The organism is Streptomyces cylindrosporus, assembly GCF_022698165.1.
Lineage (GTDB): Bacteria > Actinomycetota > Actinomycetes > Streptomycetales > Streptomycetaceae > Streptomyces > Streptomyces cylindrosporus.
Genome location: NZ_JALDAY010000013.1, coordinates 26,797 through 53,340, shown reverse-complemented (window position 1 = coordinate 53,340; position 26,544 = coordinate 26,797). Strand labels below are relative to the sequence as shown.

The window sequence follows — 26,544 nt, the reverse complement described above, 5'->3', positions numbered from 1 at the left end:
ACGGGTTTCAACGCGCCGGACCCTCCGCCACGGCACCGGGGAAGGCCGCGTCGAGGGCCTGGGCGCGGTCGGCATGGCAGGTGATGCGGGTGACGAGTCCGTCGGCGACGTCGAACACGTGGTACATGACAGTCTGCGGGTCGGCCGGGGGCACGGTGCCGTGGATCCGGAGGCCGAGGACCACGGCCGCCGGGTAGGTGAAGGTCTCCTCTATCCGGGCCCGCAGCCCGAGAGCGTGCAGCCGAGCGCACCGGCTGAGGACGTGGGAGCGGGTGTGGCAGCCGTTACCGCTTGCGTCGGACGGATTCCAGCACACGTAGGGATGCAGGACATCGGCCAGCGACCGGCAGTCGCCGGTGCCCAGCGCCTCGCGCAGTCGAGCGGTCACGGCACCGGGACCGGGCCGGAAAGGTTGTTGCATGTGGTTCTCCTGATGGTGCGAAGCGCGGGTGGTGAACAGTTCCCGTCTCGCGGGTCTCGGCGCCGCGCCCTGAGACGGCTCGACTAGGTCGGCACTGTGGCGAGTTGGCGCAGGGCAGGCCGCTGCTTCCCGGTGAGCGACGTGCCGGCGAGGCGACTCGCGACCGGCAGGCCGGCGAAGCGCAGGGCGGCACGGCGGACGCGCAGTCGCCGTGCCGTTTCGGGGACGAACCAGCGGGCCGTTCTGCGGGCGGCCCGCTGTCTGTGTCTGATGACCGGCCGCCACAGTCGTTCGTAGCCGTGCAGCGCGTCCTCGACCCGGCGCGTACCGGCGAGTTGGTCGGCCAGGACATACGCGCCGGCGATCGCCAGGGAGGCTCCCTGTCCGGAGAACAGGGAAACGGCCTGGCATGCGTCGCCGACCAGGACGACCCGCCCGCGGCTCCAGGAGGGCAGGTCGGTCTGGGCGACCTGGTCGTAGTAGACCCGCGAGGAGGGCGGGCAGCCCGCCAGCGCGCGAGGCACGTACCAGCCGAGCGAACCGTACTCGCGGTACAGGGCGGCCCTCGCGTCCTCCGGACGGCGGGGATCGGCGCTGCGGTGGACAGCGAAGGCGGCGACCGCGCCGTCCCGGAGCGCGTAGAGACCCATCTGCCGCTCGACCGTGTCGGTGAGGCAGAATCGGTCGCCCAGTTCAGCGTGGACGTACGGGTCGTCGAAGGTGAACGCGGCGGTGTGATGGCCGAGGTAGCGCACGTACCGCCGTTCCTCGCCGAAGACCAAGGCCCGTACGGTGGAGTGGAGGCCGTCGGCTCCGACGAGGAGGTCGGCGTCGAGGACACTGCCGTCGGTGAGGGTGACCCGGACGCCGCAGGTGCTCGGGTCGACGCGCGCCGGGCCGACGCCGTAACGCAGGTGTACGGCGAACGACAGCCTCTCCCGCAGGGCGAGTTCGAGGTCGGGTCGCATGATGCTGAGCAGGCGGCCGTCCAGTGCACGGGCGAAGCGGTCGTACCCGAGGCTGGCGCGGCATCGGCCCTGGTCGTCGAGGAAGGCGGCCTCGGAGACCGGGTAGCCGAGCTCCTCCAGCCAGGGCAGCACCCCCATGGCCTCGGCGGCGTCGTACCCCGGGCCGAAGAAGTCGATCATGTACCCCTCGGTGCGGGGGTACAGGGCATTCTCCAGGACCACGACTTCCCAGCCGAGCACGTTGTGCAGGCGACCGGCCAGCGACAGTCCGGCGATACCGGCTCCGCAGATCACTGCTCTCATCGGTGCGCTTCGCCTCTTCCGCTACCCGGGCGCTCACGGCCTCTACTTTTGCACTATGCAAAGCTCGGGAGCAAGAAGGCCCGGTCCGCTCCGGCCGGAGGCCGGGAATCTTGACGCATCCCTAACACCTCACTGACGGCGTCCTGACGTAGCGTCGACGACGGTGTGCCGGGAAGTCGGGTCGGCGAAGTACTCCCTGTCGAGCTGTCCGTGCGGACCTTTCCGTCCGGACACCATGGAAGGTCTTCGCAATGACCCTCTCGAAGTCGGCTGCCGCCGCCGCAGCCGCCCAGCCGTTCGCCGTGCGCGGCCGTGGCCCGCGCCGCTCCGTGCTCTTCTTCGCCTTCGCCTTCGCGGTGATCGCCGACCCGGTCTCCTCCGTGGCGTACGCGATCGAGGCCGCGTTGCGCGCTCTGCACGGTGACCTGGCTCTGCTGCTGCCCACGATGAGCCTGGTCGTCGGACTGGTCGTGGTCGTCACCGCGAACTACTGGCAGCTGGTACGACGCTTCCCCAAGGGAGGCGGCGCGGCGGCCGCGGCTGGCCGGGCGTTCGGACCCCGCTGGACGTTCCTGCCCATCGGCGCCCTGGTCGTGGACTTCGTGCTGACGATCGGCATCTCGATCGCTGCGGCGGCCAGTGCGGTCATCGCGCTGTTTCCGGCGCTGGCCCCATGGCGCGTGCCGCTCGCACTGGTCCTGCTCCTGGTGGTGGCCGGGCTGACCTGGTTCGGGCACGGCGGGAGGCTGCTGTTCGCGTTCATGACCGTGGCGTTCGTGGTGATCTCCGTCGCCGTGCTGGTCCTCGGCTTCACTTCACCAGACACCGCCGGTCACGCCGCCGCCACGCGCGATCCGGGACACTCGGCGGTGCTCGCGGTGGTCCTGGCCTTCCCGGTCGCCATGGCGCTGGCCACCGGCATCGAGGCACCCTCGACCGCGATCGCCCAGCTCGGCCAGCTCGACGACACGCATCGCCGCCGCTTCGGCCGCGGCACCCTCGCCCTGCTCGTCGTGATCGTCGGCGGTCTGACCCTGGCCCTGACCGCACTCTCCGTCCGGCTGCACATCGGCATTCCCGGCGCCGACTCCACCCAGATCGCCGACATCGCGCACGCCGCCGCCGGACCCGGCTGGCTGTATGGCGCCTTCCAGCTGACCAGCTCACTGCTGCTGCTCGCCGCCGCCAGCTCCTCCTTCCAGGCAGGACCCGGACTGCTGAAGGCGCTGTCCGGCACGGACGAGCGGCCCGGCGTCCTGCCGCCGGTGCTCGGCCGGACCAACCGCCACCACACGCCGTACTGGTCGGTCGTGGTCCACCTGGGCGCCGCCGCGCTCATCATCGTCGCGGCGGCCGGCCAGGAACAGGAACTCGTCCTGTTCTACGCCGTCGCGGTCTTTGTCAGCTTCCTGGTCGGCCTGCTCGCCATGACCCGCTTCGCGCGGCGCGAGGGCAAGCCGACCCTGGCGTGGATCAACGGCACAGCCGCGGCGGCGGTCGCGTTCACCCTGGCGGTCAACCTGCTGCGCGGCTGGCCGGTGCTGTCGCTCGCCGCGACGCTGCTCATCGCGGCCGGCCTGTACGCCCGGTGGACGCGGGCCGGCCGCCCGAGCGGCATCGAGGACGTCGAGGCCCGCGCCGAGGCGGACTGACACCACGAAGGGTCAGGCGCTGTCGGCCCGGACCACCAGGACCGGGCACATGGCGTGGTGCACGCAGTGGTGGCTGACGGAACCGAGCAGCACCGCGGCGAACGCGCCGTGCCCACAGGTTCGCGTGGGCCCGTTTCCCGAAGTCGGTGTCCGAGAGGTCCACCGGCATGCCGTACGTGGCGAGCGGCTCAGCGCAACGCCGCCCGGCTCGTCTCGGCCCCGTCGACCCCCACCACGATCAGCGGCGGGGAAGCCCCCGTGCTCCAAGCGGCTCTTCGCCCCCGATCGACGGACACCGGCCTGTGACGCACACCCTTGACTCGTTTTGCATAATGCAAAGGTAGGGAAGGGAAGGCAATGAGCGCCATACCCGCAGCAACGGACGGGAAGCACGTGTCCAGCAGCACAACCAGTGGATTCACCCCAGCACCAAGCGTCGCGGGACTGCGCAACGCCCCTTGGGGGCTGATGGCCCTGGCCGTAGCCGTCGGCGCCGGGGCGGGAGCCGGCTCGATCGTCTTCCGCTGGTGCATCAAGACCTTCACCCGCCTCCTCTCCGGCCACGCCGACTACGCCGCCTCGCCGGGCGCGGACAATCCGCACGTGCCGTGGCTCGGCCCGTACTTCGTGCTCCTCGCCCCGGTGATCGGCGGCCTGCTGTACGGGCCCCTGGTGAACCGGTTCGCGAAGGAGGCGCGCGGGCACGGGGTGCCCGAGGTGATGCTCGCGGTCGCCCAGCGCGGCGGGCGCATCAGCCCCAAGGTCGCCGTGGTGAAAACGCTGGCCTCCGCCCTGTGCATCGGCTCGGGCGGCTCGGTGGGCCGCGAGGGCCCGATCGTGCAGATCGGCTCGGCGCTCGGTTCCACCCTCGGCCGGGTGACGAAGGTGACCGAGGGCCGGATGAAACTGCTGGTCGCCTGTGGCGCGGCGGGCGGCATCGCGGCCACCTTCAACGCCCCGCTGGCCGGCGTGTTCTTCGCCATGGAGCTCATCCTCGGCACCTTCAGCGCCGAAGCCTTCGGCGCCCTCGTACTGGCCAGCGTCACCGCGAGCGTCATCGGACGCGCCGCCTTCGGCGACAACGCCTTCCTGAGCCTGCCCGACTTCCACGTCGACCACCTCACCCAGTACGGCCTGTTCGCCGCGCTCGGTATCGGCGCCGCCGTGGTCGGCGTGGGCTTCTCCCGGTTCCTGTACCTGATCGAGGACGCCTGCGACTGGCTCTGGCGCGGCCCGGAATGGCTGCGCCCGGCAGTCGGCGGAGTGGTACTCGGCCTGTTGCTCCTCGCCCTGCCGGAGATGTACGGCGTCGGCTACCCCGTCCTGCAGAAGGCCACCGAGGGCGGATACGCGGTCGGTTTCCTGCTCCTGCTCCTGGTCGGAAAGATGCTGGCGACGAGCCTGACCATCGGCATCGGCGGCTCCGGCGGGGTGTTCGCACCGAGCCTGTTCATCGGAGCCATGCTGGGCTCGGCCTACGGCATCGGTGTGCACCATCTGCTGCCTCAGTCCGCCGGCGCGGTGGGGGCGTACGCGCTGGTCGGCATGGGCGCAGTGTTCGCCGGCGCGGCACGGGCGCCGATCACCGCGGTCGTCATCCTCTTCGAGCTCACCGGCGAGTACTCGATCATCCTGCCGCTGATGCTCGCGATCGTCCTGGCCACTGCCACCAGCCGGCTGCTGACCCACGACACCATCTACACCCTCAAACTGCGCCGCCGCGGCATCGACCTCGAAGGCCCCGCCCCCGGCGCCCGGATCGGCACCCAGCACGTCGGCGCCGTCATGGAACCGCTGCCCTCCCCCCTCGCGGCCTCCACCACCCTCGCCGACGCCGCCGACCTGCTGAGCCTGTCGGGCCACGGCGCCCTCCCGGTCACCGACGACACCGGTGTATACACCGGTGTCGTCACCGCGCAGGCGGTGGCCGAGGCACTCACGGAACAGCCGGAGGACGCGCCGACCCGGGTGGGTCAGCTGGCCGAGACGCCTGCTCCCGTTCTGGCCGAGCAGCCTCTCGCCCAGGCCCTGCACACCCTGCTGTCAGCTGCCGGAACCGGCGTACCGGTCCTCGAATCCGAACACGGCAAGCCGGTCGGCTGGCTCAGCCACCAGAGCGCGCTGCGCGCGGTGCACACAACCTCCTGATGCCGCCCGGCCCACCCGAATCGCAATTTTGCACTGTGCAAAATTGGGTACGGGGATCTCTGGACACCCTGAGTACCCAAGGAGGTGGGCCATGCACAACGAGCACGTCCAGCGCTCCTACTCGTTCGCGTGCCTCGACTGCGGACACGGCTGGGAAAGCACATACGACATCGACGTGTCCGTGGACGAGCACGCGCGGATCACCGCGATCTATCACCTCGGCGGCAGGCGCGTGCCCTCGCCACTGCAGTCACCCCGCTGCCCCGCCTGCGAAAGCCGCAAGATACGCATCATGCGGCCGGGGCGAGTGGCGACGGCCCACCTCCACGAGAGGTGACGCCGATGGAGCCGCACCACCAACCGGCGGCCTGGCTGGAGGCGCTGGGCTGGGCCTCGCTGGCCGCGGCAGGGGCGAGCGCCCTGCTGATCGCGGCGGACATGACACTGCGCGGATACCGCCAACGCATGTGGATCATGCACCTGGTCTACCCGATCACGGCCCTGTACTGGGGTCCGGCCGCCCTGTGGTTCTACGTCCGCCACGGCCGGCGCACCTCGCGGCCGGTGATCAAGCGGGAGGGCGAGGTGGATCCGGAGAAGCTGCCGGAATGGGTCACCTCCGCCAAGGCCATCAGCCATTGCGGCGCCGGGTGCGTGCTGGGCGACATCGTCGGCGAGTGGCTGGTGCGGTCGACCGGCATGACGATCGCGGGCAAACCGCTGTACGCCGATTTCCTGCTGGACTTCAGCCTGGCCTGGTTGCTGGGCGTCGGCTTCCAGTACTTCACCATCGCCCCCATGCGCGACATCGGACCCGCGCGGGGACTGTGGGCGGCCGTCAAGGCCGACACCTTCTCCATCGTGTCGTTCCAAATCGGCCTCTTCGCGGGTATGTGGTTCTACCAGGAGGTGCTCTTCGCGCCGGGACTGGCCAAAACCACGGCCGCGTACTGGCTGCTGATGCAGCTCGCCATGATCGTCGGCTTCTTCACGGCCTGGCCCGTCAACGGCTGGCTGGTCCGCGCCGGCTGGAAGGAACGGATGTAACCGCGCCGACCCACAGCACCTGGCATCCACACACGGCGCCCGCATTGCTCACATCGGGGCATTTTGCACAATGCAAACGCGCGTGTCTCCCGGGCGGGCCGGTATGGGCACGGTAGTCGTCGGTACGTCCACGCCCGGCCCGCCCGTCCGCGGAGGCAGTCCCGATGGCCAAGCGCCCGTCCCGCCCGACGACCCGCAAGACCCTGCTCGGCATCGCGGCCGCCGCCGCGCTCGTCGCCGTCAACGCCCCGGCTGTGGCGGGTTTCGCCCAGCACGCCTATCACCGCTACGAGATCAACCAGCCCGAGTACAAGGCGCGGTACGGCCACTGGACCCTGGCCACCCTGCGCAAGCAGTACGAGCTCAACTCCATCCACGCGATCCTGCTGCACACCGGCAAGGTCCTGCTGATCGCCGGAAGCGGAAACAACGTCAAGCAGTTCAAGGGCGGTTCCTTCAAGAGCACCCTCTGGGACCCGGCCACCGGCACCTTCCGGAAGATCGACACCCCCGCCGACCTGTTCTGCGGCGGCCACACCCAGCTGCCCGACGGAAAGATCCTCATCGCCGGCGGCACCGCGCGATACGAGGTCCTCAAGGGCGACGTCAAACGCGCGGGCGGTGCCATGCTGGTCAAGAACGAGGACCCGGACAAGGCCCGCACCTTCCCCAAGGGAACCGTCTTCCGCTCCCCCGCCGGCGTCGAGTACCGCTCGCAGTTCGCCGTACGTGTGCCCGCCGCCAAGAAGACGCCCACCGGCCGGGGCGGCAGCGTCACTGTCACCGCGAGCGAGGCCCGTGTCTTCGTCGAGGCCGTCGAGGAGGGACCGCTCGGCATCACCAATGCCACCGAGCAGTACGCGATCCAGGGCCTGAAGGGTGAGGACGCCGACAACCTCTACGGCATCGCCAACAAACTCGGCCTCGACAAGAAGGACTTCCAAGGCACCAAGGACGCCTACGAGTTCGACCCGGTCACCGAGAAGTACACCAAGGTCGGCTCGATGAGCGAGACCCGCTGGTACCCGACCCTCACCACCCTCTCCGACGGCCGCGTACTGGCCGTCTCTGGGCTGGACGACATCGGGCAGGTCGTGCCCGGCAAGAACGAGATCTACGACCCGGCCTCCAAGACCTGGTCCAAGGCGCCCACCCGCTACTTCCCCACCTACCCGTCCTTCTTCCTCACCGGCAGGCGCAAGATCTTCTACACCGGCTCCAACGCCGGCTACGGGCCCGCCGACAAGGGCCGCGCCCCCGGCCTGTGGGACCTCAAGGCCAACACCTTCACCCCGGTGCCCGGCCTCACCGACCCGGACATCCTGGAGACGTCCTCCTCCGTCCTGCTGCCGCCCGCGCAGAACGGGAAAATCATGGTGCTCGGCGGCGGAGGCGTGGGCGAGTCGCGGGCCGCGACCTCCCGCACGGCGATCGTCGACCTCGGCGCCCCACACCCCTCCTTCACACCGGGTCCGCGCCTGCCGGAGAACACCCGCTACCTCAACAGCGTGATCATGCCGGACGACACCGTCTTCACCACCGGCGGCAGCTCCGGATACCGCGGCAAGGGGGCCAGTGACATCCTCAGGGCGCAGTTCTACGACCCCGCGGCCAACTCCTTCACCCCGGCCGCCGATCCGGCCGTCGGCCGGAACTACCACACCGAGGCCCTGCTCCTGCCCGACGGCCGCGTCGCCGTCTTCGGCTCCGACCCGCTCTTCTCCGACAAGGCCGACTCCCGCCCCGGCCACTTCGAACAGCGCGTCGAGGTCTTCTCGCCTCCCTACCTCTTCCACGGCGCACGTCCCCGTCTCGACCTCGGCGGAAGGACCCGGGCGGACCGCGGCGACGACATCGCCCTCCGGTCGGCGGACGCCGCCGGTATCACCCGCGTCCGGCTCATGCGGCCCGGATCGGCCACTCACGTCACGGACTTCGACCAGCGCTCCGTCGCCCTGAAGGTGATCCGCCGCACCGGTACATCACTCACCGTCCGGATTCCCGGCGATCCGTCACTCGTCCCCTCGGGCTGGTACATGGTCGTCGCCACGAACGGCGACGGCACACCGTCGAAAGCCCTGTGGCTGCACGTGCGGTAGGCGGTCCACGGACATCTATGTGGCATAGTGCAACCTTTACTTGAAGCAAAGGTTCTCTTTCCGCTGCGGGCCCGTATCCGCCGACGACCCCGCCGGCCGCCCCAGGAGGCACGATGCCCATCTCGCGCAGCACGATCGGAACCGTCTTCGTCGGCGGCGCCCTGAGCGTCACGCTCGCCGCCCTGGCCTACCCGAGCATGCTCGGCATCCAGACCGTGTCCAGCGACCAGTCACGCGTGATCGCGAGCACCCGCTGGGGGCCACTCACCGAGGCCGACCGCAACTTCGTCGTCTTCGTGCGTTCCGCCGGGCTGTGGGAAGGTCCCTCGGGTGATCTGGCCATGAAGAAGGGGACGACCGCGGCCGTGCGGGAAGCGGGTCGGCACCTGGTCATCGGGCACGCCGCCCTCGACGCCAGCTGCCGCAAGATCGCCCCCGAACTGAACATCACCATCCCCAACCAGCCCACCCCTCAGCAGCAGGGCTTCCTGGACACGTTCAAGTCCGACACCGGCAAGCAGTTCGACTCCGACTTCGCCAACATCCTCCGCGTGACGCACGGCTCGATCTTCAGCACCATCGCCAAGATCCGTGCCACCACCCAGAACACCCTCGTGCGCCAGCTGGCCGACCAGGCCAACGACGTGGTCCTGGACCACATCACACAGATGGAGAACACCGGGGTGGTCAACTTCAACCAGGTCAACAACATGGAGACCAACCCGCCGAAGCTTCCGTCCAGCCAGGTGACGCCGCCGGTGCCTCAGCCGGGGGCGCCCGTGGTCGCCCTCACGGTGCCCTCCGGACTGGCGACCGACGGGGTGCCGACCGGCCCGACCGCCACTCCGTCGCCGTCCCCCACCCCGACCGTTGGATGACCGGCAATGTGACACACAACACGCTCCCCCCTGCAAATTTTACCTAGCGCAATGATCGGTCGGCCCGGCGCGCCCGTACCCCCTGGCGTACAAGCCGCTCACGCCTGGAGGCCGCATGCCCATCTCCCGCAACACGGCAGGAACCGTCTTCGTGGTCGGCGCGCTGGGGCTGACCCTCACGGCGCTCGCCTATCCCGCCATGCTCGGCGTGACGACCGTCTCCGGCGATCCGAGCCGCGTCGTCGCCAGCACCCGGTACGGCCCGCTCACCGAGGCCGACCGTGACTTCGTCGTCAAGGTCCGTTCCGCCGGGCTGTGGGAGTACCCGTTGGGCGAGCTGGCGCTGGAGAAGGGGTCCACGGAGGAGATGCGGGAGGCGGGCAGGCACCTGATCGTGGGGCACGCCGGCCTGGACGAGCTGTGCCGCAAGATCGCCCCCGAGCTGAACATCACGCTGCCCAACCAGGCCACCCCGCAACAGCAGCAGTTCGTGCAGACCTCGGCGGCCGAGTCGGGGAAGCAGTTCGACACGACCGCCGCCAACATCATGCGCGTCACGCACGGCCAGATCTTCCCGACCATCGCCAAGATCCGCGCCAGCACCAAGAACACCCTCGTACGTCAGCTCGCCGACCTGGCCAACGACACCGTGCTGGACCACATCACCGTGCTGGAGAAGACCGGGGTCGTCAATTTCGAGCAGGTCAACTTCCAGCAGACCACTCCGCCCAAGCTCCCCAAGGAGCAGCTCACCCCGCCGCCGCCCCAGCCGGGATCGCCCGTTGTCGTCCTCACCGCCCGCCCCGACCTGAACGTCAACACCGCCTCCCCGACGCCCAGCCCGTCGGCCGGCTGATCAGCGGTGGCCGGCCTGGCCGGTGCCGAACGGGGGCACGGTCTCGTAAGGGCGGGAGAGGCGGTAGGAGCGAACGACGGCGACGAGGCTCCCCACGACGAGGGCTGCGGCCCAGGGGGCCAGGTCGCGCACCGGCCCTGACATGCCAGCCCCCGTCTGCGCGCCGCGCGGGGGCACCCGCCCCTCGGGGTCCGACACGACAGCGAGGGCGTCGCCGGGCCGGGTCGCTTCTCCGCAGCCGCGCCAGATGCGGACCTTGAGCGGGACGCCGTCGGTGTCCGCCACCGAGCACAGGTAGCGGGCACGCCCGCCTTCCGCCGCTCGGCCGTCCTGGACGGACGTCACCACCACGGACTGCACCTGCCCCCGTTCGGCCAGCACCATCCCGGCAGCGGCCTGCGGGGCCTGGAGCGCGAGGCACACTCCGAGCAGCGCGGTGATGCCGATCAGCGCGCGTCCGGCCCCCACGAAGTAGAGGTACACGGCCAGCGCCCCCGCGCACACCAGGCCCGCCTCGCCGTCGGCCAGCGAGGGCCTGCCCGTCCAGGCACCGAAGAGTGTCGTACCGACGATCGCCCCGGCAGCGAGGATCCCGGCCACGAGCCCCTCCGTCAGGAGCCACCAGGGCGGCCGCCCGACGAACTCCGCCGGGCCCCACACCGAGGTGCGCAAGTACGCCATGAGGTGGTGTTCGGGCGGGGCCGAGTGATGCCGCCTCCGGCGCACGCGTGTCACCCCCGCACCTTCCTGTCCGTTCCGTCCCCGGCGAGCGCTCTCGCCGCGCTTACGGCCACGCCCTGTGGTCGACAACCACATGGCCCGCGCACCGCCGAAGCACGGCCGTGTTGCCGCCGTTCACAATTCCCTTGCATTATGCAAAATCTTTGGGCCTCGGAGAAGAGCCGTCCGGGAATCGTGACGCGCTGCCGGGAGGAGCGTCAGGTGTCGTGTGCCATCACACCGTCGACGACCCAGCCGAGCGGATGCGGTTCCGGGTCGTCCAGGGCGGGAGCGGGGGGCTCGCCTCCCGCCTTGTTGAAGGCACCCAGGGCCTCCACGAGCGCCAGGCGCTGGATCGGGGAGAGCCGCTCGACGATGGCGGCGATCTCCAGGCGGCGCCGCGCGGTGACGTCCTCGACGGTGCGCCGGCCCTCCTCGGTGAGCTGCAGCAGGGTCTCGCGGCGGTTGCCCGGATTGGTCTGCCGGTCGGCGAGCCCGGCCGCGATCAGCCGGTCGACCATGCGCATCGCCGTGGACGGCGCCACTTGCAGCAGGTCGGCGAGGGTCACCAGCTTGGTGGCGCCGCGGGTGGACAGCACGACCAGCATGCGGAACTGCGGGAGCGTCACCCGCTCCTCGACCTCGGCCAGCGAGCGGGCGGAGACCGCCACCAGCAGGCGGGACGCGGTCAGCACCGCACGGGTGACCGCATCGACGTCGTCCATCGCCCCCGCGGGGTTCTCACGCTCCGGCATGTGTCCTTTTTACCTTGCCGAAGGTGGTGCCCCCTCACCTGATGGGAACAGATTTTCCTTCCCCATGACCGTGATACCGCAGCAGCAGCATCGCGGCGTCGTCATGGAGCGGCCCGGTGACATGGCGCACGAGATCCTCCCGCAGCCCCTCCAGGGCCCGGCCGGCGTCAGGTTCCTTGAGCAGGTCCGCCCGCTCGCCGAGAGGGTAGAAGGAGCCGTCCGCGTCCCTCGCCTCGGTGACCCCGTCCGTGTACAGCAGCAGTTGCTCACCGGGGACGAAGTCCACCCGATAGGGCTTGGGCCCGTCGCCGCCGTGGGCTCCCAGCCCCAGGGGGAGGGCGTACGCGGGCGGTTGCGGAAAGTCGACGCCGCCGTCGCGGCGTACGACCATCGGCGCCGGATGCCCGTAGTTGAGGAACACGACCCCGTGATCCGAACCGATCTCGGCGAGTACGGCGGTGACGAACTTCTCCCCCTCCAACTCCCGGGCCACGCTGCGCTCCAGCCGCTCCCCCAGCCCGACCAGGTCGGGTTCCTCGTGGGCCGCCTCCCTAAACGCCCCGAGCACCACGGCGGCCGTCTCCACCGCGGCCAGGCCCTTGCCCTGTACGTCACCCACGATCACCCGGATCCCGTGCGGCGAGGCCACCATCTCGTAGAGGTCGCCGCCGATCCGCGCCTCGGCGACGGCCGAGGTGTAGGACACCGCCGCCTGCAGCGGGCCGGCGGTCCGCGGCACCGGCCGCAGCAGCACCCGCTGCGCCACCTCCGCGATCGACCGGACACTGGCCAGCTCCGCCTCCCGGCGCGAGCGGGTCACCGCGGCCGCGATGCCCACGCCGGTGACGCCCGCCACCGACGCCATCGCCGTGAAGCCCCGTCGCTCCTCGAACAGACCGTCGTACATCCCCAGCGCCACGCACACGAGCAACGCCACCGCGCCGATCAGCGCGGTGCGCCGCCATCCGCCGATCAGCCCGGAGAACGCCGGCCCCAGCGAGACCAGCGGCAGGAGTCCCACCCCCGGCCCGGCGACGACATCCGCCCCGGCCACCACGGCCATCACCGCCACCGGCATCCAGGACAGCACGGCAGAACCCTGCGTCGCCCCCTGCTCGGTCATGCGTCCTCCAGACAAGTTCCAGTGCATGAGAGCCGTCTGGTCGCGTTTGACATAGACACCCCTCCCCGCATTTAGACTATGCAAAGGTTCCTGTGAGGAAGGGGCTCTCGGTCGAGCCCTTTACCCAATGGAGGCCGAGAGCCGACATATCCGACGTCGGAAGGCGAAGATGCCCCACAGACAGACCGCACCGGACCGACCCCGGCTCCCGGCAGGCTGGCGGCGGCTCCTGGCACGCCTGCCGATACTTCTCTTTCGCTGCGGACTGGGCTGGGTCTTCGGCAAGCGGTTGCTCCTGCTGCACCACACCGGCCGCGTCACCGGACTCGACCGGCGGGTGGTCCTCGAAGTGGTGGAGTGCGGTCCGGACGGCGGCAGTTGGACCGTCGCGTCCGGCTTCGGCCCGAAGGCGGCCTGGTACCGCAATCTGCGCGCGGACCCAAAGACCCTGATCGAGGTGGGCACCCGCCGCCACGCCGTCACGGCCCACTTCCTCACACCGGACGAGGGTGCCGAGATCATGGCCCGTTACGCCCGGCGCCACCCACGGACCGCGCGGCGCCTGTGCGCGCTCATGGGCCTGCCCTCGGACGGCACTGCCGCCGGGTTCCGGGAGGCCGGCCGGGCCATCCCCTTTGTGCGCCTGGACGCCCCGGGCACCCGGCCGCCGTGAAGCCGGGGCCCTACTCTCTGGTTCAATTCCGGACCAAGACCACCCCAAGGCCCTGGCGATCAGATTTTGCACTATGCAAAACTTGCACCAGGGGACCGAGTCGGCGGTCGGTATCGCCCGGCGCCCAGGAGTGATCGGCACGCTGTCGGGAGGGAGGGCGACGCACCGGCCGCCGACAGGTCTCCCACCACTCGGTTGCCGGAACTTCGCGTGCTCCGCCCCCTCACCGCCGGTACACAGCGGCAGTCCGCAGAATGGGCCCGGTCGAAGAGGGTCGAGAAAGGGAGGCATCGTGGCCGCTGAGGACACGGGCCAGGGCGGAACACCGGGCGACGGGGACGGTGTTCCACCCCTTCCGGACGCCGTGTGGCTGCGGTTCCTGGGCGACACCGAGCAGGCCATTCGGGCCTCCGCGCCCAGGGAGCTCTCCGCCCGTGAGCGGGCAGCCGGGAGCCGCCCCGATCCGACGGGCCCGCACGGCGTCCGGCGGGAAAGGCGTTGGGCCGCGCCCGTCGAACCCCACCCGGCATCGTTCGAAGCGGTGGGCGAAGTGTGGCGGCCCGAGGAGCATCGGCCAGGACCTGCCTGGCGGGACATGGACAACCCGGAGCGGTGGCGACGGGTGGGGCGCGTCCTGGCGGCCGTCGCCGCGGTGCTCGTGGCCGTCGGGGCCTTCTCCCAGGCTGCCAGCCGTTCGAGCGCCCCGGGCAGTACGCCCACGGACGGCACCTCCCAGCAGTCCGAGGATCTGCTGCCGGACGGCGTTCCTGCCGCGACCGCCTCGCCTTCCGTTCCGCCATACGCGGGCACTCCTCCGCCGCGGCCCGCAGCCGGTTGACGCCCGGGGACGGCGCGAGGCGTTCCAGGCCCCGCCCTCGCCACTGACTGAACGCTCGTATAGTATTCTGTACATGCGTTCAATCCGCGACGACCGGACCACCCGCGCGGTCATCCGTGACGAGGCCCTGCGCCTGTTCGCCGCAGGCGGCACGGAGACGGTGACAATGCGGCAGATCGCCACTGCCGCCGGCGTGTCGCCAGGGCTGGTCATGCACCACTTCGGGTCGAAGGAGGGCCTGCGGCAGGAGGTCGACCAGTACGTCCTGGACGTCTTCGAGGCCATGCTCGGCGAGCTGACCGGCGACGGCGGGGCCGAGCTGCTCGATCCCGGGGCCGGGGCGAGTTCGCTGAGCGAGGTGTTCGCGCGGCACCTGCCCACCGACTCACCGCTGCCCGGCTACCTGCGCCGGCTCCTGCTGTCCGACACGGACGCCGCGCGACTGCTGTTCCGGCGCCTGTACGACCTGAGCAGGGACGCCCTGGACGGCCTGGCGGCGGCAGGACTGGCCTCCTCCGGTCGGGACCCGGCGGTGCGCGCCGCCCTGCTCCTCTCCAACGACCTGGCCCTGTTCCTGCTGCGCGACCGACTGGCCGAGGTCCTCGGCACGGACCCGTTGTCGGCCGACGGCATGACCCGGTGGGCCCCGGAGATGCTCAGCATCTACGCGGGCGGACTGAGCGCGGTACCACCGCAACCGCACGAAGACACACCTTAGGAGGCGGCGCATGGCGCCCGGCTCAACACCCGCACCCGTACTTCAGGCCCACGACATCCACAAGTCCTACGGCAGGCACCCCGTCCTGCGCGGCGCCGACCTCACCGTCACCCCCGGGCAACTCGTCGCCGTCGTAGGGGAGAACGGCGCCGGCAAGTCGACGCTGCTGAAGGCCCTGGCAGGCACCCTGCCCGTGGACAGCGGCGAGGTCGCCCTGACCGGCACTCTCGGCCACTGCCCGCAGGACCCCGTCCTGAACGCGAGCCTCACCGTCGAGCAGCACCTGCACTACTTCGCCGCCGCCCACCGCCTGCCCGACCTGGACCGCGGCCGGGAACTCGTCGATCTCCTCGGCTACGAGCGGTACTTGGCATCCGTCGCCGGCGAACTGTCCGGCGGCACACGGCAGAAACTCAACCTCACCCTGGCCCTGCTCCACGACCCGGACGTCCTGCTGCTCGACGAGCCCTACCAGGGTTTCGACTGGGACACCTACCTGCGGTTCTGGGATCTGGTCGAGGGCCTGCGCGCCCGCGGCAAGGCCATCGTGGTCATCACCCACCTCGTGTTCGAACAGGACCGCTTCGACCTGCTCGCCGATCTCACCGACGGCCGGCTCACCCCGCGCACGACGTCGAAGGAGGGTCACCATGTCGGTGCCTGACGCACTCCGACCACGGCCACTGTACGGGCAGTTCCCCACCGCCCTGCGCTTCTGCGTGCGCGACCAGACCCGCAACCGGCTCGCCGCCCTGCTGTTGGTCCTGTTCGTCCCCGCCTGGTACCTGATGATGGACGCCCTGGCCGGAGACACGCCGCTGGACTTCAAGCTGTACGCCACCGGCCGCGTCCTGCACGTCGACGGCGGCCACCTGACCCTGATCTCGGCCGGCCTCAACTCCGTCACGATGATCGCCGGGTTCGTCGTCTTCGACGCCGTCCGCAAGGCCCTCGCCTTCGACCGGCGCCTGGTCTTCGCCGGATACCGGCAGTCCACGCTCATCGGGGCCAAGTCCCTGGCCGTCGCCGTGGTCGCCTCGGGGATCGCCCTCTACACCGCGCTCGCGATGCTGCCCTTCTGGCGTCCGGATCCCGGCGGCTGGTTCGCCGTGCTCGCCGGCTTCACGGCCATCGCACTCACCTACGGTGCGCTCGGCCTGCTCCTCGGCGTCCTGGTCAAGCACGACCTGGAGGGCTTCTTCCTGATCATCATGGGCGGGCTGATGGACACCTTCCTGCAGAACCCGCTGGGCAACCCGCTCGCCAACAAGCCCGTCCTGGAATGGTTCCCCTCCTTCGGGCCCATGCAGTTCGCCGTCGGAGGCTCCTTCGGGAACACCGCGCTGTGGAGCCACCTCGCACTCGGCCTCGGCTGGGCGGCCGCCTTCGCCGCGATCGGGCTGGTCATCTTCCGGATCAGGACCCGCAACCGTACGCGCCGCCAAGCGCGGAGGGACCCGGTACTCCTGCCGAAGTAGTCCGCCACTCCGCTCGGAGCAGCCCCGACCCGCTCCCCTGGTACGACGACGGCCGCGGCCCACCGATCGAGCATGAAGTCATGATTGTCATCGAGCTCTTCGCACCCGCGGGCGTTCTCGACCCGGCACGACACCAACAGTTGGGCAAGCGGCTCATCGACGCGCTGATGGGGACCGAGGACGCCCACGCCGAGGCCGTCATGGACTCCGCACGCGCCCTCACCCAGGTCCTCATCCACGAGCCGGCCGCCTGGATCACCGGCGACCGTCACCCGGTCGACCCCACCGACCCGCCCCGCTACCTGGTCCGCGTCAGCGCACCGGCCGCCTGGCGCAAGGAGATGAGCGCCCACGCCATCGAACGCCTCACCCAGGCCCTCGCCGAGACCGAGGCCGAGGCCGGCCGGGACCCCGACCGGCTCCGCGACCAGCCGCACGCCCTGGTCCACGTCGTCGGCGTCGCCGAAGGCAGTCTCGGGATGTGCGGACGGCCCATGGGCAGCCTCGACCTCGTCCGGCACATGACCGCCCCGCACCGCGACACCATCGCCCACCTGCCCACCGACGGCCTACCGGCCGGCACGGTCATCGACCCGGTGTGCGGCATGACCGTCGACCTGACCACCACCGACCTCACCCTGGAGGTCGATGGCACGCTCCACGGCTTCTGCAACGGCCAGTGCCGGCGCATCTATGCCGACGAGCACGGCGTGCCACTGAACGCGTAGAGCGGAGCTGGCCGGGGTCCGGGGCGTCGAAGCGGCTGCTCACACGCCACGCCGAGCGCAGGTCGCGGTCGGAGAAGCCGCCCTCCTGACCGCCCGAGCCGGGCCGGGGTACCACGCCCCGGGTCACGCGCGGTGCGTCCTTCAACTCCCGTTGGTGCTGGTCGAGAAGGGCCCGGACCTCGAGATTGCCATTCTCGTCCCCGGCATGAGCGTTTGATGCCATCGGCACGACCCGCTAAGGCACGCGCACCCACAGCGCCTTGGACGGTGTGCCCTGGTCGTCGGTCACGAAGAGCATGTACCAGCCGGCCGGGACCAGGTCGCGGTTCTTCGGGACGGTGACCTGGATGCCCTTGCCGTTTTTCGTCCTCTTGAAGTCGAGGGCGATCGAGCGCTGTTCGACGTCGGTGACGTGGGTGGTGGAGCTAGGGTGGATCAGCCGCGCCGTCTTGATGACCGAGGCGTACTTGGTGGTGAAGGTCGCCGTCTGACCGAGGTTGACCGTTTTCGGGCCGCCGGTCAGGGTCGGCCGCGAGTCCCGGTACAGGTACGGCGGGGTGTAGATCTCCAGGCGCTGTTCGAACACCCCGGGCTTGGTCTTGGCCTTGTCGGCGAAGAGGGAGTCGCCGCCAAACGTGATGACGCGGCCGTCGGGCAGGAGGATGGAGCCTGAGTGGTAGTTGCGGCCGACCTCGGGGTCGGCGACCCGGCGCATCCCGCCGGTCTTGGCGTCGTAGATGCGGGCCTGGTGGATGTTCTCGGAGGAGGGGCCCCGGTATTCCCGGGATCCTCCGGTGATCAGAACGGTGTCGTCGGGCAGGATCGACAGCTCCGGGTAGCGGGTGCCTTCCTCCAGCGCGGGACCGTCCGTGAAGTGCGGGCTGTTCGCCTTGAGGTCGATGACCCGGGTCTTCTTCGACGACTTCGTGGACTCCCCGATGCCTCCCCCGCCGACCACCATGAACTTCTCGTCCTGGGCGGGCGGCAGCATCACCGTGCCGGAGGTCTCCATCAGGTTCGCGTCGTCCAGGCCCGGCAGCTTGGTGAACTTGTTGGTGTCGAACTGCCAGATGCCCGGCCTGCGGCCGACGTCACTGGGCCCGTAACCGGCATTGGAGCCGGAGTAGAAGAACGTGCCGTCGGGCAGCTGGAAGACCGCCGGGTAGGTGGGGAACTGACGGATCTTGCCGCTGTAGCGCCAGGTCTTCGTCTTCGGGTCGTAGATCTCGCTCTTACCGGGCACGACCTGGCCGATGTCGTCCAGGCCGGACAGGGCCAGCACCCGGCCGTCCGCGAGCCGGGTCAGGGTCGGGTACCAGCGGGCCTCGTTCATCGGGGCGACCTTGGTGAACTTCTCCGTGTACGGGTTGAACTCATACGCCTGTCGGATGCCCTGGAAGTCCTTCTTGTCCAGGCCGAGCTTGTTGGCGATGCCGTACACGTTGTGGGTGTCGGCGCCGGTCAGGCCCTCGACGCGATAGTTCTCCTGGGCGCCGGTCTCGTACTTGGCGCCGCTCTTCTGCGCCTCGACGTAGACGCGTCCCAGGCTCGCCTCGGTGCGCAGGAACTTCCCGGTCTTCTTGTCGAAGACCTTCTTCGCGGGTTTGACGGTGACCGGGTCCTTGGAGACGAAGGTCTTGTGGTTCTCCTTTCCGGTGAAGTGGGTCCCGGTCGACAGGGTGATCGGCTTGTCCGGATTCTCGTTGTGCACGACCATCAGGCCGCCGGCCTTGGTGACGTCGCCCTTGAGCTTCTCGTAGCGTTTGGTGCCGCCCGCGAAGAGCAGGTTGCCATTGGCGAGATGGATATGGCCGGTACAGAACAGGTCGGCCGGGGTCTTGACCTCGTGGAAGGTGTTCTTGACGGGGTCCCACACCACCGAGCGGAAGTTCTTCGCGTCGAAGTTGTCGAGGTTGTTACCGGAGCCGGCGACCAGCAGCACCTTGCCCGTCTGCAACAGGGCCCCGTGGATGGTGTTCTGCCGGAACTGCTCCGGGACGTCCACCAGATCCCAGTGGCCGTTCTCGGCCTTGTACTCCGATCTGTTGATCTTGTACGTGTGGTACTTCTCGCTCCCGAAGCGGTACAGCCACGGCCCGTTCATCCCCGCCAGGGCCAGCACCACCACGGTGCCGACCAGCAGACGACGGGTGCGGCGGCGGGCGCCGAAATCACGTGCGGAACTCATCCCACATCCCCCCGGAATGGGTGCAGCAGCGGTCAACGGCCACCCACAAGGGCGGCCGCACGACAGAGCGCCATCCTATTTTGCATAATGCAAAGTAGGGTCCAAACTCGGGTAACAGCTGCGACAACGACATCACGTCCGGCGACGGATCTGTCAGTGCTCGCGAAGGAGGTGTCGGCCATGGCGAAGACCCGGTACGGCAAGGTGTGGATGTGGCGCTGGCGCCACAACCCGCTCAGGCGCCGCAGCGACGTCGTCGACGCCTGGATCGTGCTCGCGGCATGGCTGATCGCGCTCTGCGGAGGTCTGTTCACGGGGCTGACGTCCGGGGTCACGGCGGACCACGAGCTGGACCGGCAGCGGGCGGAGCGCCACCCGCTCTCCGCCGTCCTCACCGAGAACGCGCCGGGCAGGACATCGGTATCGGCCCTCGACGGCGATCTCGTCCGGGCCACCGTGCGCTGGACCGCGCCGGACGGCTCGACGCACACGGGCCTTACGAAGGTGCGCGCCGACGCGAAGGCCGGCGCCCCGGCCACGGTGTGGGTCGACCGGCAGGGCCGACTGACCTCGAAGCCGCTCACGCCCGGTGACGCGACGTTCCAAGCGGCCTGGACCGGCGTGCTGGTCGGCCTCGGGGTGGCCGGAGCTCTGCTCGGTGGCGCTCAGCTGATGCGCCTCCAACTGGCCCGGCGGCAGTCGCGGCAATGGGACGAGGAATGGGCCCGTGTCGACACGCCCTGGGGATGGAAGACCGGCTGACGCCCTGTCAACCGGCGCCGCACGAGAAGGGGTTGCCCGAGGCGGCGTCGTGGACCCGCCCTGCCGTTTCCGGAGCCACCCAGCACGAATCGTGGCACGATGCAAAGACGGCCGGAACACAATCCCGCGCCGGTACGACGAGGGGGCTGACCGTGTCCGCCATCACCATCGTTATGCGCCGGGCGATGCGCCTCGACGGAGCGCTCGGCGTGGCGGTCGTCGACTACGTCAGCCGCATGACGCTCGGCGCCCTCGGCGAACCGGTCGGCCTCGACCTCGCCAAAGCCGCAAGCGGCGGTACGGACGTCGTACGCGCCGAACTCTCGGCCATGGACCTGGTCGGCTGCGCACCGGCGCGGCTGGAGGACATCCTCATCACGCTGGACACGGAGTACCACCTCATCCGGCCTCTGACCCGCCGCACACACGAAGGACTCTTCCTCTACGTCGTCCTTGACCGGAACCGCACCGATCTAGCCGGCGTCCGCAAGGAACTGCGGCAGATCGAGCGGATCCTGTAACTGCCTCTCCGCACTCGGCCCTCCGCCATCCGATCGCGGCAGCCACGAGGCCCGAGTCGACCACCGCGGCACGCGATGCGCTCTGGTCGCAACCGGTCACCTCGTGAGACCCTGCCTTCCGCCCACGACGGGGAGGCTGTCGGATGGTCTACGCGGAGCCCATGGCGAGCGGCACAGTGCAACCGGCGGTCCGTGAGCTCATGGCGCGGTGCTCCCCACGCCACGAGCTCAACACCACGGTCACCTTGGGTGGCGACAACTTCACGCTGTGCGCTCACATCCGGGTGAAACAGGTGGCGGACGATCAGGCGAAGGTCTCGCTGGCCTGTTGGGCCGTCAGCACGGACTTGGCCCGTTACATCGGCGGACATCCGCCGACGAAGGACGAGCACCAACACGCCCCGTACGGCACGGCCAAACCGGACGCGGACTTCACCGGCCGGGTGATCGGTCACCTGGCCACCCGCATGAACGCCCTCAACTCCCCGCAACCCGACCGTGACGGACACCTCGCCGTGACCGTCCCCCTCATCCGTTCCTAGCCGACGATGTGTCAGCCGCCGGTGAGCAGGTGCCGGACCACGTACCCGGCGGAGTCCACACCGGAGCTGCCGCCTTCGACCAGCGCGGCGACGGCGATGCGGGAGTTGTACGCGGTCAGCCAGCCGTTGGTGTGGTCGCCTTCTTCCGCGGTGCCGGTCTTGGCGCCGACGCCGGCCAGGCCGCCGAGGCGTGGTGCGGCGGTACCGCTGGTGGCCACGTTCCGCATCATCGACTGCAGGTAGCCGGCCGTGCGGGCGGAGATGGGCCGGGGTGCGGTGTCCTGGTGCTGTCCGGGCAGGATGACCGGCTGGTGGAAACCGACGCCTCGCACGGTGGCCGCCACCGATGCCATGAACAGCGGGGTGGCCGTGACCTGGCCCTGGCCGATGAACTGGGCCGCCTGGTCGCCGCCCTGGACGTCCGCCGGGATGCTCGGGTCGGTGGTGGCGACCCCGCCGCCGATGGACCAGCTGCCCATGCCGAAGACGTTCACTGCCTCGTCGTGCAGGGCGGAGGCGTCTCCGTCGTGCACGAGGTAGTGGAAGCCGTCCTTGATGAAGGCGGTGTTGCAGGAGACCGTGAACGCCTGGGCGAGGGTGGAGGCCGCGTTGGCCCGCACGCCGGAATCGTTGTGGAACAGCTGGCTGTTGGCCGTCAGCGAGTCCGTGCACGGGGCGGGGGAGTTCGGGGAGAGGCCCACCTGGTCGAACAGGGCCGCCGAGGTGATGATCTTCATCGTGGAGCCCGGCGACTTGATGCCGTTGATGGCGATGTCGCCGTCCGAGCCGGTGTGGGCGATCGCGAGGATGTGACCGGTCCTCCAGTCCAGCGCCACCGTCCCTGCGGGCTTGTCCTGAAGGTGGGCGTCCTTCACGGCGGTCTCGGCCACCGCCTGGAGCGAGGCGTCGATGGTCGTCCTGATCAGCGGCGCCTTGCCCTTGGTGAAGACCTTCAGCGACTTCACGCCCTCGCCGCTCGCGTCCACCACCGCGACGCCCGTGCCGGTGCTGCCGCCGGTCGCGGTCGTGTTCTTGCGGATCGTCGCAACGATGTCGTGCAGCGAGGAGAAGCGGGCGAGGTCGGTCTTGCCGTCGCTCGCCACGACCTCGGCGGTGCTCGCACCGACGGGCAGCTTGCCCGCGGTCAGCGACTGGTCGTCGCCCAGGCCGGGATAGAGCACCGAGTTGTTCCAGTGCACCGCCAACTGGCCGTTGGTGCTCTGCCGTACCGCCACGGCGCTCGGATAGGTCCAGGTGCCACCCGCCACCTGGGCGGTGACGTCGAAGGTGACCTTGGTGGCGCCCGCCGTCACCGTCGAGGGACCCGCCGAGGTGACCTGCTTGAAGGTCAGCGTCTTCAGGTGCAGGCCGTCCGCGTATCCCCGCAGGGCCGATACGGCCGTCGCCGACGCGTCGGTGTCACTCGCGGCCTGGTCGAACCGCTGCTTGGACCAGTTGTCCAGGAAGGCGCGGGCCAGCTTCACGGCCTTGGCGTCCGACGGCGGCTCGCTCGACACCGCCGCTGGGTCGAAACCGCGCGCCGCCTTGGTCTCGCCGCTCCCCGTCGTCCCGGAGGACATCGCCTGCACCACGTTGTATGCGCCGATTCCCCCGAGGGCGAGCAGGGCCGTACCAGTACCGGCCATGCCGATCTTCACAGCTCTGTTCATGTCGTGGATCGTATGTTTGTTTGCACTGTGCAGGTGTTCGCTCGGACAGATCGTTACCGGACCGTCAAGCCACGACCAGCAGGGTGAGGTGAGCAGAGCGGTTATCGGTTGCCGGGGCCTGATTCCCGCGGTCCGTCCCCTTCGTGCATGACCAGGACCCTGGCCAGGCCCAGTTGCCGGAGAGCGTCGAGGGCCCGGCCACGGACGTTCGTGACGATCATCCGTGTCCCGCGTGCCCGGGCCTCCCGCAGTGCCGTGAAGAACACGACGGCGCCGTCACCACTGATGTGGATCACCTCGCCGAGGTCGATCTCCAGGACCGCGGGGCGCGAGCGCAGGGCGGTCCGGAGGCTGGCGCCGATACGCCCGACGTTCGTCGAAGTGATCTCTCCGGAAAGACGGACGACGACGTGCTCCGGGACGGGGTCGGAACCGACACCGCGCAGTTCCCTCAGCGGATGGTGCAGCAATCTGGCCATCCTCCGCATTCCATGCGGTCCCCCGGCAGAAGAGGTGTCCGGCATCCGAGGGCTCCAAGCAGCAGGCGGCTGACTGCCGACCAGACTTCCCGGCGCACCTGCGGTCCAGCCTAGGGTGCCGGCCGCTGCCTCGCCTCCTGGTGCGACGGTTCGTGATCCGTTCGGGAGGCCCGCCGCACGTGTCCTGGGTAACCGTCGGTGAGGAGCCCGGGCAGTCACCGCCCGGGCTCCTGTCTCTGGTTCGTCGGCCGGGTCAGCCGGCGATCTCGATCTTCCCGTTGGCCTCCGGTGCGGGCTGCGTGGTCTCGGTCCGCCGTGTGACGCCCTTCAAGAGTTCGGCGAGGTCTACTCCGGTGGTGGAGCTGAGGAGTTCGATGCCCTGGGCCACGTTGTCGGTGACGCTGCGCGTCAACCGGCTTGCTCCGTCGGTGGAGATGACGGTCATCTTGTCCACGGCGGCAAGCGGCTCGGACGCCTTGGCGACGACCTGCGGGAGCACCTCGACGAGCATCTGGAGGATCGCCGCCTCGCCGTACTGTCCGAAGGCGTCGGCCTTCTTCTGCATCGCCTCCGCCTCGGCCGCGCCCTTGGCGCCGATCGCCGCCGCCTCGGCCTCGCCCTCCAACCGGACCGCCTCCGCGATCGCCGCACGGCGGGACCGCTCGGCCTCTCCCCTCTTGAGTCCCTCGACGGCCTCCGCCTCGGCGAGCGCGCTGCGGCGCTGCTTCTCACCCTCACCGGTCAGCCGGGCCCGCTCGGCCTCCGCCTGGGCGCCCGCGATGCCCGCGGCCTTCTCCGCCTCGGCCTGCTTGACCCGTGCCACCCGCTTGGCCTCGGCCTCCTGCTCGGCGGCGTACCGCTGGGCGTCGGCCGGCTTGCGGACCTGCGTGTCGAGCTGGCGGTCGGTCAGCGCGGCCTGCCGTTCGGCGACCTTCTCCTGCTGGGTGAGGATCTCCTGCTGCCGGGCCGCTTCCGCCAGCGGTCCCGCGGCGGCGGCACGGGCGGCGGCCTCGTCGGTCTCGGCCTTGATCTCCGCCTGCCGCAGGTTGAACGTCCGCTGCGCGATCGCGATCTCCTCCGCGGCCTTCAACCGGGCCTGCTCGGCCGCACGCTGGGCCACCGCCTCGGCGATGTCGGCCTCCTGCTTGGCGCGGGCGGCCTCCGGACGGCCGAGGTCCTCCAGGTAGGAGCCCTCGGTGGTGATGTCCTGGATCTGGAAGGCGTCCAGCACCAGGCCCTGCCCGGACAGACTCGCCTCCGCCTCCTCGGCCACCTGCCCGGCGAACGCGGCTCGGTCGCGGATGACGTCCTCCACCGACATCCGGCCGACGATCGCGCGCAGCGCGCCGGAGAGAACTTCCTGGGTGAAGCCGACGATGCCGTCCTGCTGCATCAAAAACCGCTGGGCGGCGGCACGGATCGAGTCCTCGGTACCGCCGACCTTGACGATCGCGACACCGTCGAGATTGGCCTTCACCCCGCGCAGGGTGACCGCTCCGCGGACAGCGACCGGGATGTGCCGCGAGGACAGGTCGAGGGTGAACTTCTGCTGCACGAACGGCACGACGAACACCCCGCCGCCGACCACGACCTTCTGCCCGCTGTTGTCGGTGAACACCCGGCCGGTCTCCGGATCGGTGGACTTCTTGCCCCGCCGGCCCGTGACGATGAACGCCTCGCTCGGCCCGGCGACCTTGTAACGGCTGATGACGACGAGAGCCGACAGGACGAGGAGTACGACGACTCCGGCCACGGCGACGACGACAGGACTCATGACAGTGCCCCCAGACACGTAACAACCCGGAGGGTTGGAAAAGCCCCCACAAGGGGCGGTGAACAGGATGAGGAAAGGCGGGTCGCCGACCGACGCGGCGAAGCTCAGCGGTGCACGGGCCGTACGAGGACGGAGGTCGCGGTCGGTGCCGCCTCCACCCACACCTCGGCGCCGCGGGCCACCGGTGTCGCGCTGCGCGCGGCGAACTTCACGGGCTGGCCCGCGAGTTGGAGGAGTACCTCACCGAACCCGTCGGCGGGGATCGCCGTCACCACGCTCCCGGACGTACCGATCAGGTCGCCCCCGGTGGGCGCCACCGAGGTCTGATCACGCATCAGGGCACGGCTGAAGCGGTACGTCAGCCAGGCTGTGCCCACCCCCGCAAGTGCGCCGACGCCGGTGGCGCCCGCGGGGCCGACCCCCGTGGCCGCCTGGGCGATGACTCCGCCGAAGCCGGTCATCGCCAGGAAGCCGGCGACGACCGGCAGCGACAGCCACCCGTCGAGACCGCCGCCCAGCGCGCCGTCGAGCACGCCGTCCAGCAGCCCGTCGAAGACCAGCGACAGGGCGAGCAGCACGACCCCCGTGATGCCGATTCCTAGAAACCAGGCCATGCGTGCCGTCCCCCTCTCACCCGTCGCTGATCTCCGGCTTGACGGAATCCTGACACGGCAGGGGACGCTGTTTCATTGCCGTGTTCCGGCAATGTTTACGCGATTTTGATGCCGTCTGTCGGCGAGGTGACACGCCCTCCCCCGGGAGGGCGACGGGCTCACCGCGGTCGGCGCCGTCCCCGGGTCACTCGGCGGGCGGCCAGGGTGGCCAGCGCGAGCGAGGTGACGAGAAGCAGGGCGGCCAGGACCGCCGCCAGTGGCTGGGCAGCCTCGTGGGGACGCAGCAGCAGAGAGCCGCCAAGGCTCAGGATCCAGGCGAGGGCGATGACCAGGGACGCCTCGGCGATGACCGGGGTCGCGCGCACGTGCGACGGGTCTTCCGCGCGGCGGGTGCGCCGGTCACGTGCCGACGGGCCCAGCAGAATCAGCGTCCAGAAGCCGACGACCAGGACGAGCGCGGCTGTGAACGTGGCCGTGGGGAAGCGGAGAGCGGCATCGGTGATCTCGCGCACCACTCCACCGTAGGCGTCGCGGGCGCCTGACGGGAGGTGCCCGCGGCCGGATACCGGCCCTGGCGCAGGCCGGATCG

The 26,544-nt window shown here is 70.1% G+C and carries 28 protein-coding genes; 16 read left to right on the top strand and 12 right to left on the bottom strand.

The genetic code is table 11. The features are described 5' to 3' along the window. Nucleotides 1–7: 7 nt before the first annotated feature. Both MQP27_RS37185 and MQP27_RS37180 read right to left on the bottom strand, forming a co-directional pair. On the bottom strand, nucleotides 8–421 hold the full coding sequence (locus MQP27_RS37185; RefSeq protein WP_242773632.1) for a nuclear transport factor 2-like protein: 414 nt from the start codon (nucleotides 419–421) through the stop codon (nucleotides 8–10). Between the two features lie 83 nt (nucleotides 422–504). After that, a complete protein-coding gene (locus MQP27_RS37180; RefSeq protein ID WP_242773630.1) occupies nucleotides 505–1,692 on the bottom strand; it encodes an FAD-dependent monooxygenase in 1,188 nt (395 codons plus the stop codon). 251 nt (nucleotides 1,693–1,943) lie between these two features. On the opposite strand from MQP27_RS37180, the gene MQP27_RS37175 reads away from it, so the two are divergent. After that, nucleotides 1,944–3,344 carry an amino acid permease gene (locus MQP27_RS37175; RefSeq protein ID WP_242773628.1) on the top strand — a complete coding sequence of 467 codons (1,401 nt, stop codon included), beginning with the start codon at nucleotides 1,944–1,946 and terminating at the stop codon, nucleotides 3,342–3,344. A 12-nt stretch (nucleotides 3,345–3,356) separates the two neighbouring features. Here MQP27_RS37175 and MQP27_RS51785 read toward each other — a convergent pair whose 3' ends face one another. Further along, entirely contained in the window at nucleotides 3,357–3,737 is a 381-nt protein-coding gene (locus MQP27_RS51785) for a universal stress protein (protein ID WP_372511414.1), read from the bottom strand. 75 nt (nucleotides 3,738–3,812) lie between these two features. Here MQP27_RS51785 and MQP27_RS37165 point away from each other — a divergent pair, with 75 nt between their 5' ends. The 6 genes from MQP27_RS37165 to MQP27_RS37140 all read left to right on the top strand — a co-directional run bounded on the left by MQP27_RS37165 (nucleotide 3,813) and on the right by MQP27_RS37140 (nucleotide 10,372). Next, nucleotides 3,813–5,492: a chloride channel protein gene (locus MQP27_RS37165; RefSeq protein WP_242774200.1), complete on the top strand. Its 1,680-nt coding sequence runs from the start codon at nucleotides 3,813–3,815 to the stop codon at nucleotides 5,490–5,492. Between the two features lie 91 nt (nucleotides 5,493–5,583). Then, nucleotides 5,584–5,829 (top strand): hypothetical protein, encoded by a 246-nt coding sequence (locus MQP27_RS37160; protein WP_242773626.1) that lies wholly within the window; start codon nucleotides 5,584–5,586, stop codon nucleotides 5,827–5,829. Nucleotides 5,830–5,834: 5 nt separating this feature from the next. After that, nucleotides 5,835–6,539 (top strand): DUF4396 domain-containing protein, encoded by a 705-nt coding sequence (locus tag MQP27_RS37155; RefSeq protein WP_242773623.1) that lies wholly within the window; start codon nucleotides 5,835–5,837, stop codon nucleotides 6,537–6,539. A 164-nt stretch (nucleotides 6,540–6,703) separates the two neighbouring features. After that, a complete protein-coding gene (gene glxA / locus MQP27_RS37150) occupies nucleotides 6,704–8,638 on the top strand; it encodes a radical copper oxidase GlxA (protein WP_242773620.1) in 1,935 nt (644 codons plus the stop codon). A gap of 113 nt (nucleotides 8,639–8,751) precedes the next feature. Next, complete coding sequence (locus MQP27_RS37145; RefSeq protein ID WP_242773618.1) at nucleotides 8,752–9,516, top strand: DUF4142 domain-containing protein; 765 nt, start codon at nucleotides 8,752–8,754, stop codon at nucleotides 9,514–9,516. Nucleotides 9,517–9,631: 115 nt separating this feature from the next. After that, nucleotides 9,632–10,372 (top strand): DUF4142 domain-containing protein, encoded by a 741-nt coding sequence (locus MQP27_RS37140; RefSeq protein ID WP_242773616.1) that lies wholly within the window; start codon nucleotides 9,632–9,634, stop codon nucleotides 10,370–10,372. Here the strand turns inward: MQP27_RS37140 and MQP27_RS37135 are convergent, their stop codons facing one another. From MQP27_RS37135 to MQP27_RS37125, 3 genes are all read right to left on the bottom strand, one after another. Next, nucleotides 10,373–11,053 (bottom strand): hypothetical protein, encoded by a 681-nt coding sequence (locus tag MQP27_RS37135; protein ID WP_242773614.1) that lies wholly within the window; start codon nucleotides 11,051–11,053, stop codon nucleotides 10,373–10,375. 257 nt (nucleotides 11,054–11,310) lie between these two features. Beyond that, nucleotides 11,311–11,847, bottom strand: coding sequence for a MarR family winged helix-turn-helix transcriptional regulator (locus tag MQP27_RS37130; RefSeq protein ID WP_242773612.1), 537 nt, complete (start codon nucleotides 11,845–11,847; stop codon nucleotides 11,311–11,313). 34 nt (nucleotides 11,848–11,881) lie between these two features. Then, the gene (locus MQP27_RS37125; protein ID WP_242773610.1) at nucleotides 11,882–12,970 is read right to left on the bottom strand and encodes a PP2C family protein-serine/threonine phosphatase; all 1,089 of its coding nucleotides are present in this window, start codon (nucleotides 12,968–12,970) and stop codon (nucleotides 11,882–11,884) included. Between the two features lie 169 nt (nucleotides 12,971–13,139). Here MQP27_RS37125 and MQP27_RS37120 point away from each other — a divergent pair, with 169 nt between their 5' ends. The 6 genes from MQP27_RS37120 to MQP27_RS37095 all read left to right on the top strand — a co-directional run bounded on the left by MQP27_RS37120 (nucleotide 13,140) and on the right by MQP27_RS37095 (nucleotide 17,405). Then, on the top strand, nucleotides 13,140–13,643 hold the full coding sequence (locus MQP27_RS37120) for a nitroreductase family deazaflavin-dependent oxidoreductase (protein ID WP_242773608.1): 504 nt from the start codon (nucleotides 13,140–13,142) through the stop codon (nucleotides 13,641–13,643). A gap of 292 nt (nucleotides 13,644–13,935) precedes the next feature. Further along, nucleotides 13,936–14,481: a hypothetical protein gene (locus MQP27_RS37115; RefSeq protein ID WP_242773605.1), complete on the top strand. Its 546-nt coding sequence runs from the start codon at nucleotides 13,936–13,938 to the stop codon at nucleotides 14,479–14,481. Between the two features lie 73 nt (nucleotides 14,482–14,554). Continuing rightward, on the top strand, nucleotides 14,555–15,199 hold the full coding sequence (locus MQP27_RS37110) for a TetR/AcrR family transcriptional regulator (protein WP_242773602.1): 645 nt from the start codon (nucleotides 14,555–14,557) through the stop codon (nucleotides 15,197–15,199). Between the two features lie 10 nt (nucleotides 15,200–15,209). Then, nucleotides 15,210–15,863: an ATP-binding cassette domain-containing protein gene (locus tag MQP27_RS37105; RefSeq protein ID WP_242773599.1), complete on the top strand. Its 654-nt coding sequence runs from the start codon at nucleotides 15,210–15,212 to the stop codon at nucleotides 15,861–15,863. Continuing rightward, nucleotides 15,850–16,677, top strand: a complete 828-nt coding sequence (locus tag MQP27_RS37100) for a hypothetical protein (protein WP_242773596.1) — start codon at nucleotides 15,850–15,852, stop codon at nucleotides 16,675–16,677. The genes MQP27_RS37105 and MQP27_RS37100 overlap by 14 nt, the downstream gene beginning before the upstream one ends. A gap of 80 nt (nucleotides 16,678–16,757) precedes the next feature. Continuing rightward, a complete protein-coding gene (locus MQP27_RS37095; RefSeq protein WP_242773593.1) occupies nucleotides 16,758–17,405 on the top strand; it encodes a hypothetical protein in 648 nt (215 codons plus the stop codon). A 235-nt stretch (nucleotides 17,406–17,640) separates the two neighbouring features. Here the strand turns inward: MQP27_RS37095 and glxA (MQP27_RS37090) are convergent, their stop codons facing one another. Then, nucleotides 17,641–19,593 (bottom strand): radical copper oxidase GlxA, encoded by a 1,953-nt coding sequence (glxA, locus tag MQP27_RS37090; protein WP_242773591.1) that lies wholly within the window; start codon nucleotides 19,591–19,593, stop codon nucleotides 17,641–17,643. 180 nt (nucleotides 19,594–19,773) lie between these two features. On the opposite strand from glxA (MQP27_RS37090), the gene MQP27_RS37085 reads away from it, so the two are divergent. The 3 genes from MQP27_RS37085 to MQP27_RS37075 all read left to right on the top strand — a co-directional run bounded on the left by MQP27_RS37085 (nucleotide 19,774) and on the right by MQP27_RS37075 (nucleotide 21,418). Further along, nucleotides 19,774–20,355, top strand: a complete 582-nt coding sequence (locus MQP27_RS37085) for an Rv1733c family protein (protein WP_242773588.1) — start codon at nucleotides 19,774–19,776, stop codon at nucleotides 20,353–20,355. A gap of 152 nt (nucleotides 20,356–20,507) precedes the next feature. Further along, on the top strand, nucleotides 20,508–20,876 hold the full coding sequence (locus MQP27_RS37080) for a hypothetical protein (RefSeq protein WP_242773585.1): 369 nt from the start codon (nucleotides 20,508–20,510) through the stop codon (nucleotides 20,874–20,876). Nucleotides 20,877–21,037: 161 nt separating this feature from the next. Beyond that, the gene (locus MQP27_RS37075; protein ID WP_242773582.1) at nucleotides 21,038–21,418 is read left to right on the top strand and encodes a hypothetical protein; all 381 of its coding nucleotides are present in this window, start codon (nucleotides 21,038–21,040) and stop codon (nucleotides 21,416–21,418) included. A gap of 11 nt (nucleotides 21,419–21,429) precedes the next feature. Here MQP27_RS37075 and MQP27_RS37070 read toward each other — a convergent pair whose 3' ends face one another. The 5 genes from MQP27_RS37070 to MQP27_RS37050 all read right to left on the bottom strand — a co-directional run bounded on the left by MQP27_RS37070 (nucleotide 21,430) and on the right by MQP27_RS37050 (nucleotide 26,467). Then, nucleotides 21,430–23,088, bottom strand: coding sequence for a penicillin-binding transpeptidase domain-containing protein (locus tag MQP27_RS37070; RefSeq protein ID WP_242773579.1), 1,659 nt, complete (start codon nucleotides 23,086–23,088; stop codon nucleotides 21,430–21,432). Nucleotides 23,089–23,189: 101 nt separating this feature from the next. Then, on the bottom strand, nucleotides 23,190–23,567 hold the full coding sequence (locus MQP27_RS37065) for an STAS domain-containing protein (RefSeq protein ID WP_242773576.1): 378 nt from the start codon (nucleotides 23,565–23,567) through the stop codon (nucleotides 23,190–23,192). A 253-nt stretch (nucleotides 23,568–23,820) separates the two neighbouring features. Next, nucleotides 23,821–25,341 (bottom strand): flotillin family protein, encoded by a 1,521-nt coding sequence (locus MQP27_RS37060; RefSeq protein ID WP_242773573.1) that lies wholly within the window; start codon nucleotides 25,339–25,341, stop codon nucleotides 23,821–23,823. Nucleotides 25,342–25,445: 104 nt separating this feature from the next. Continuing rightward, nucleotides 25,446–25,955, bottom strand: a complete 510-nt coding sequence (locus MQP27_RS37055; protein ID WP_242773570.1) for an NfeD C-terminal domain-containing protein — start codon at nucleotides 25,953–25,955, stop codon at nucleotides 25,446–25,448. Between the two features lie 158 nt (nucleotides 25,956–26,113). Next, entirely contained in the window at nucleotides 26,114–26,467 is a 354-nt protein-coding gene (locus MQP27_RS37050; RefSeq protein ID WP_242773567.1) for a hypothetical protein, read from the bottom strand. Nucleotides 26,468–26,544: the final 77 nt, after the last annotated feature.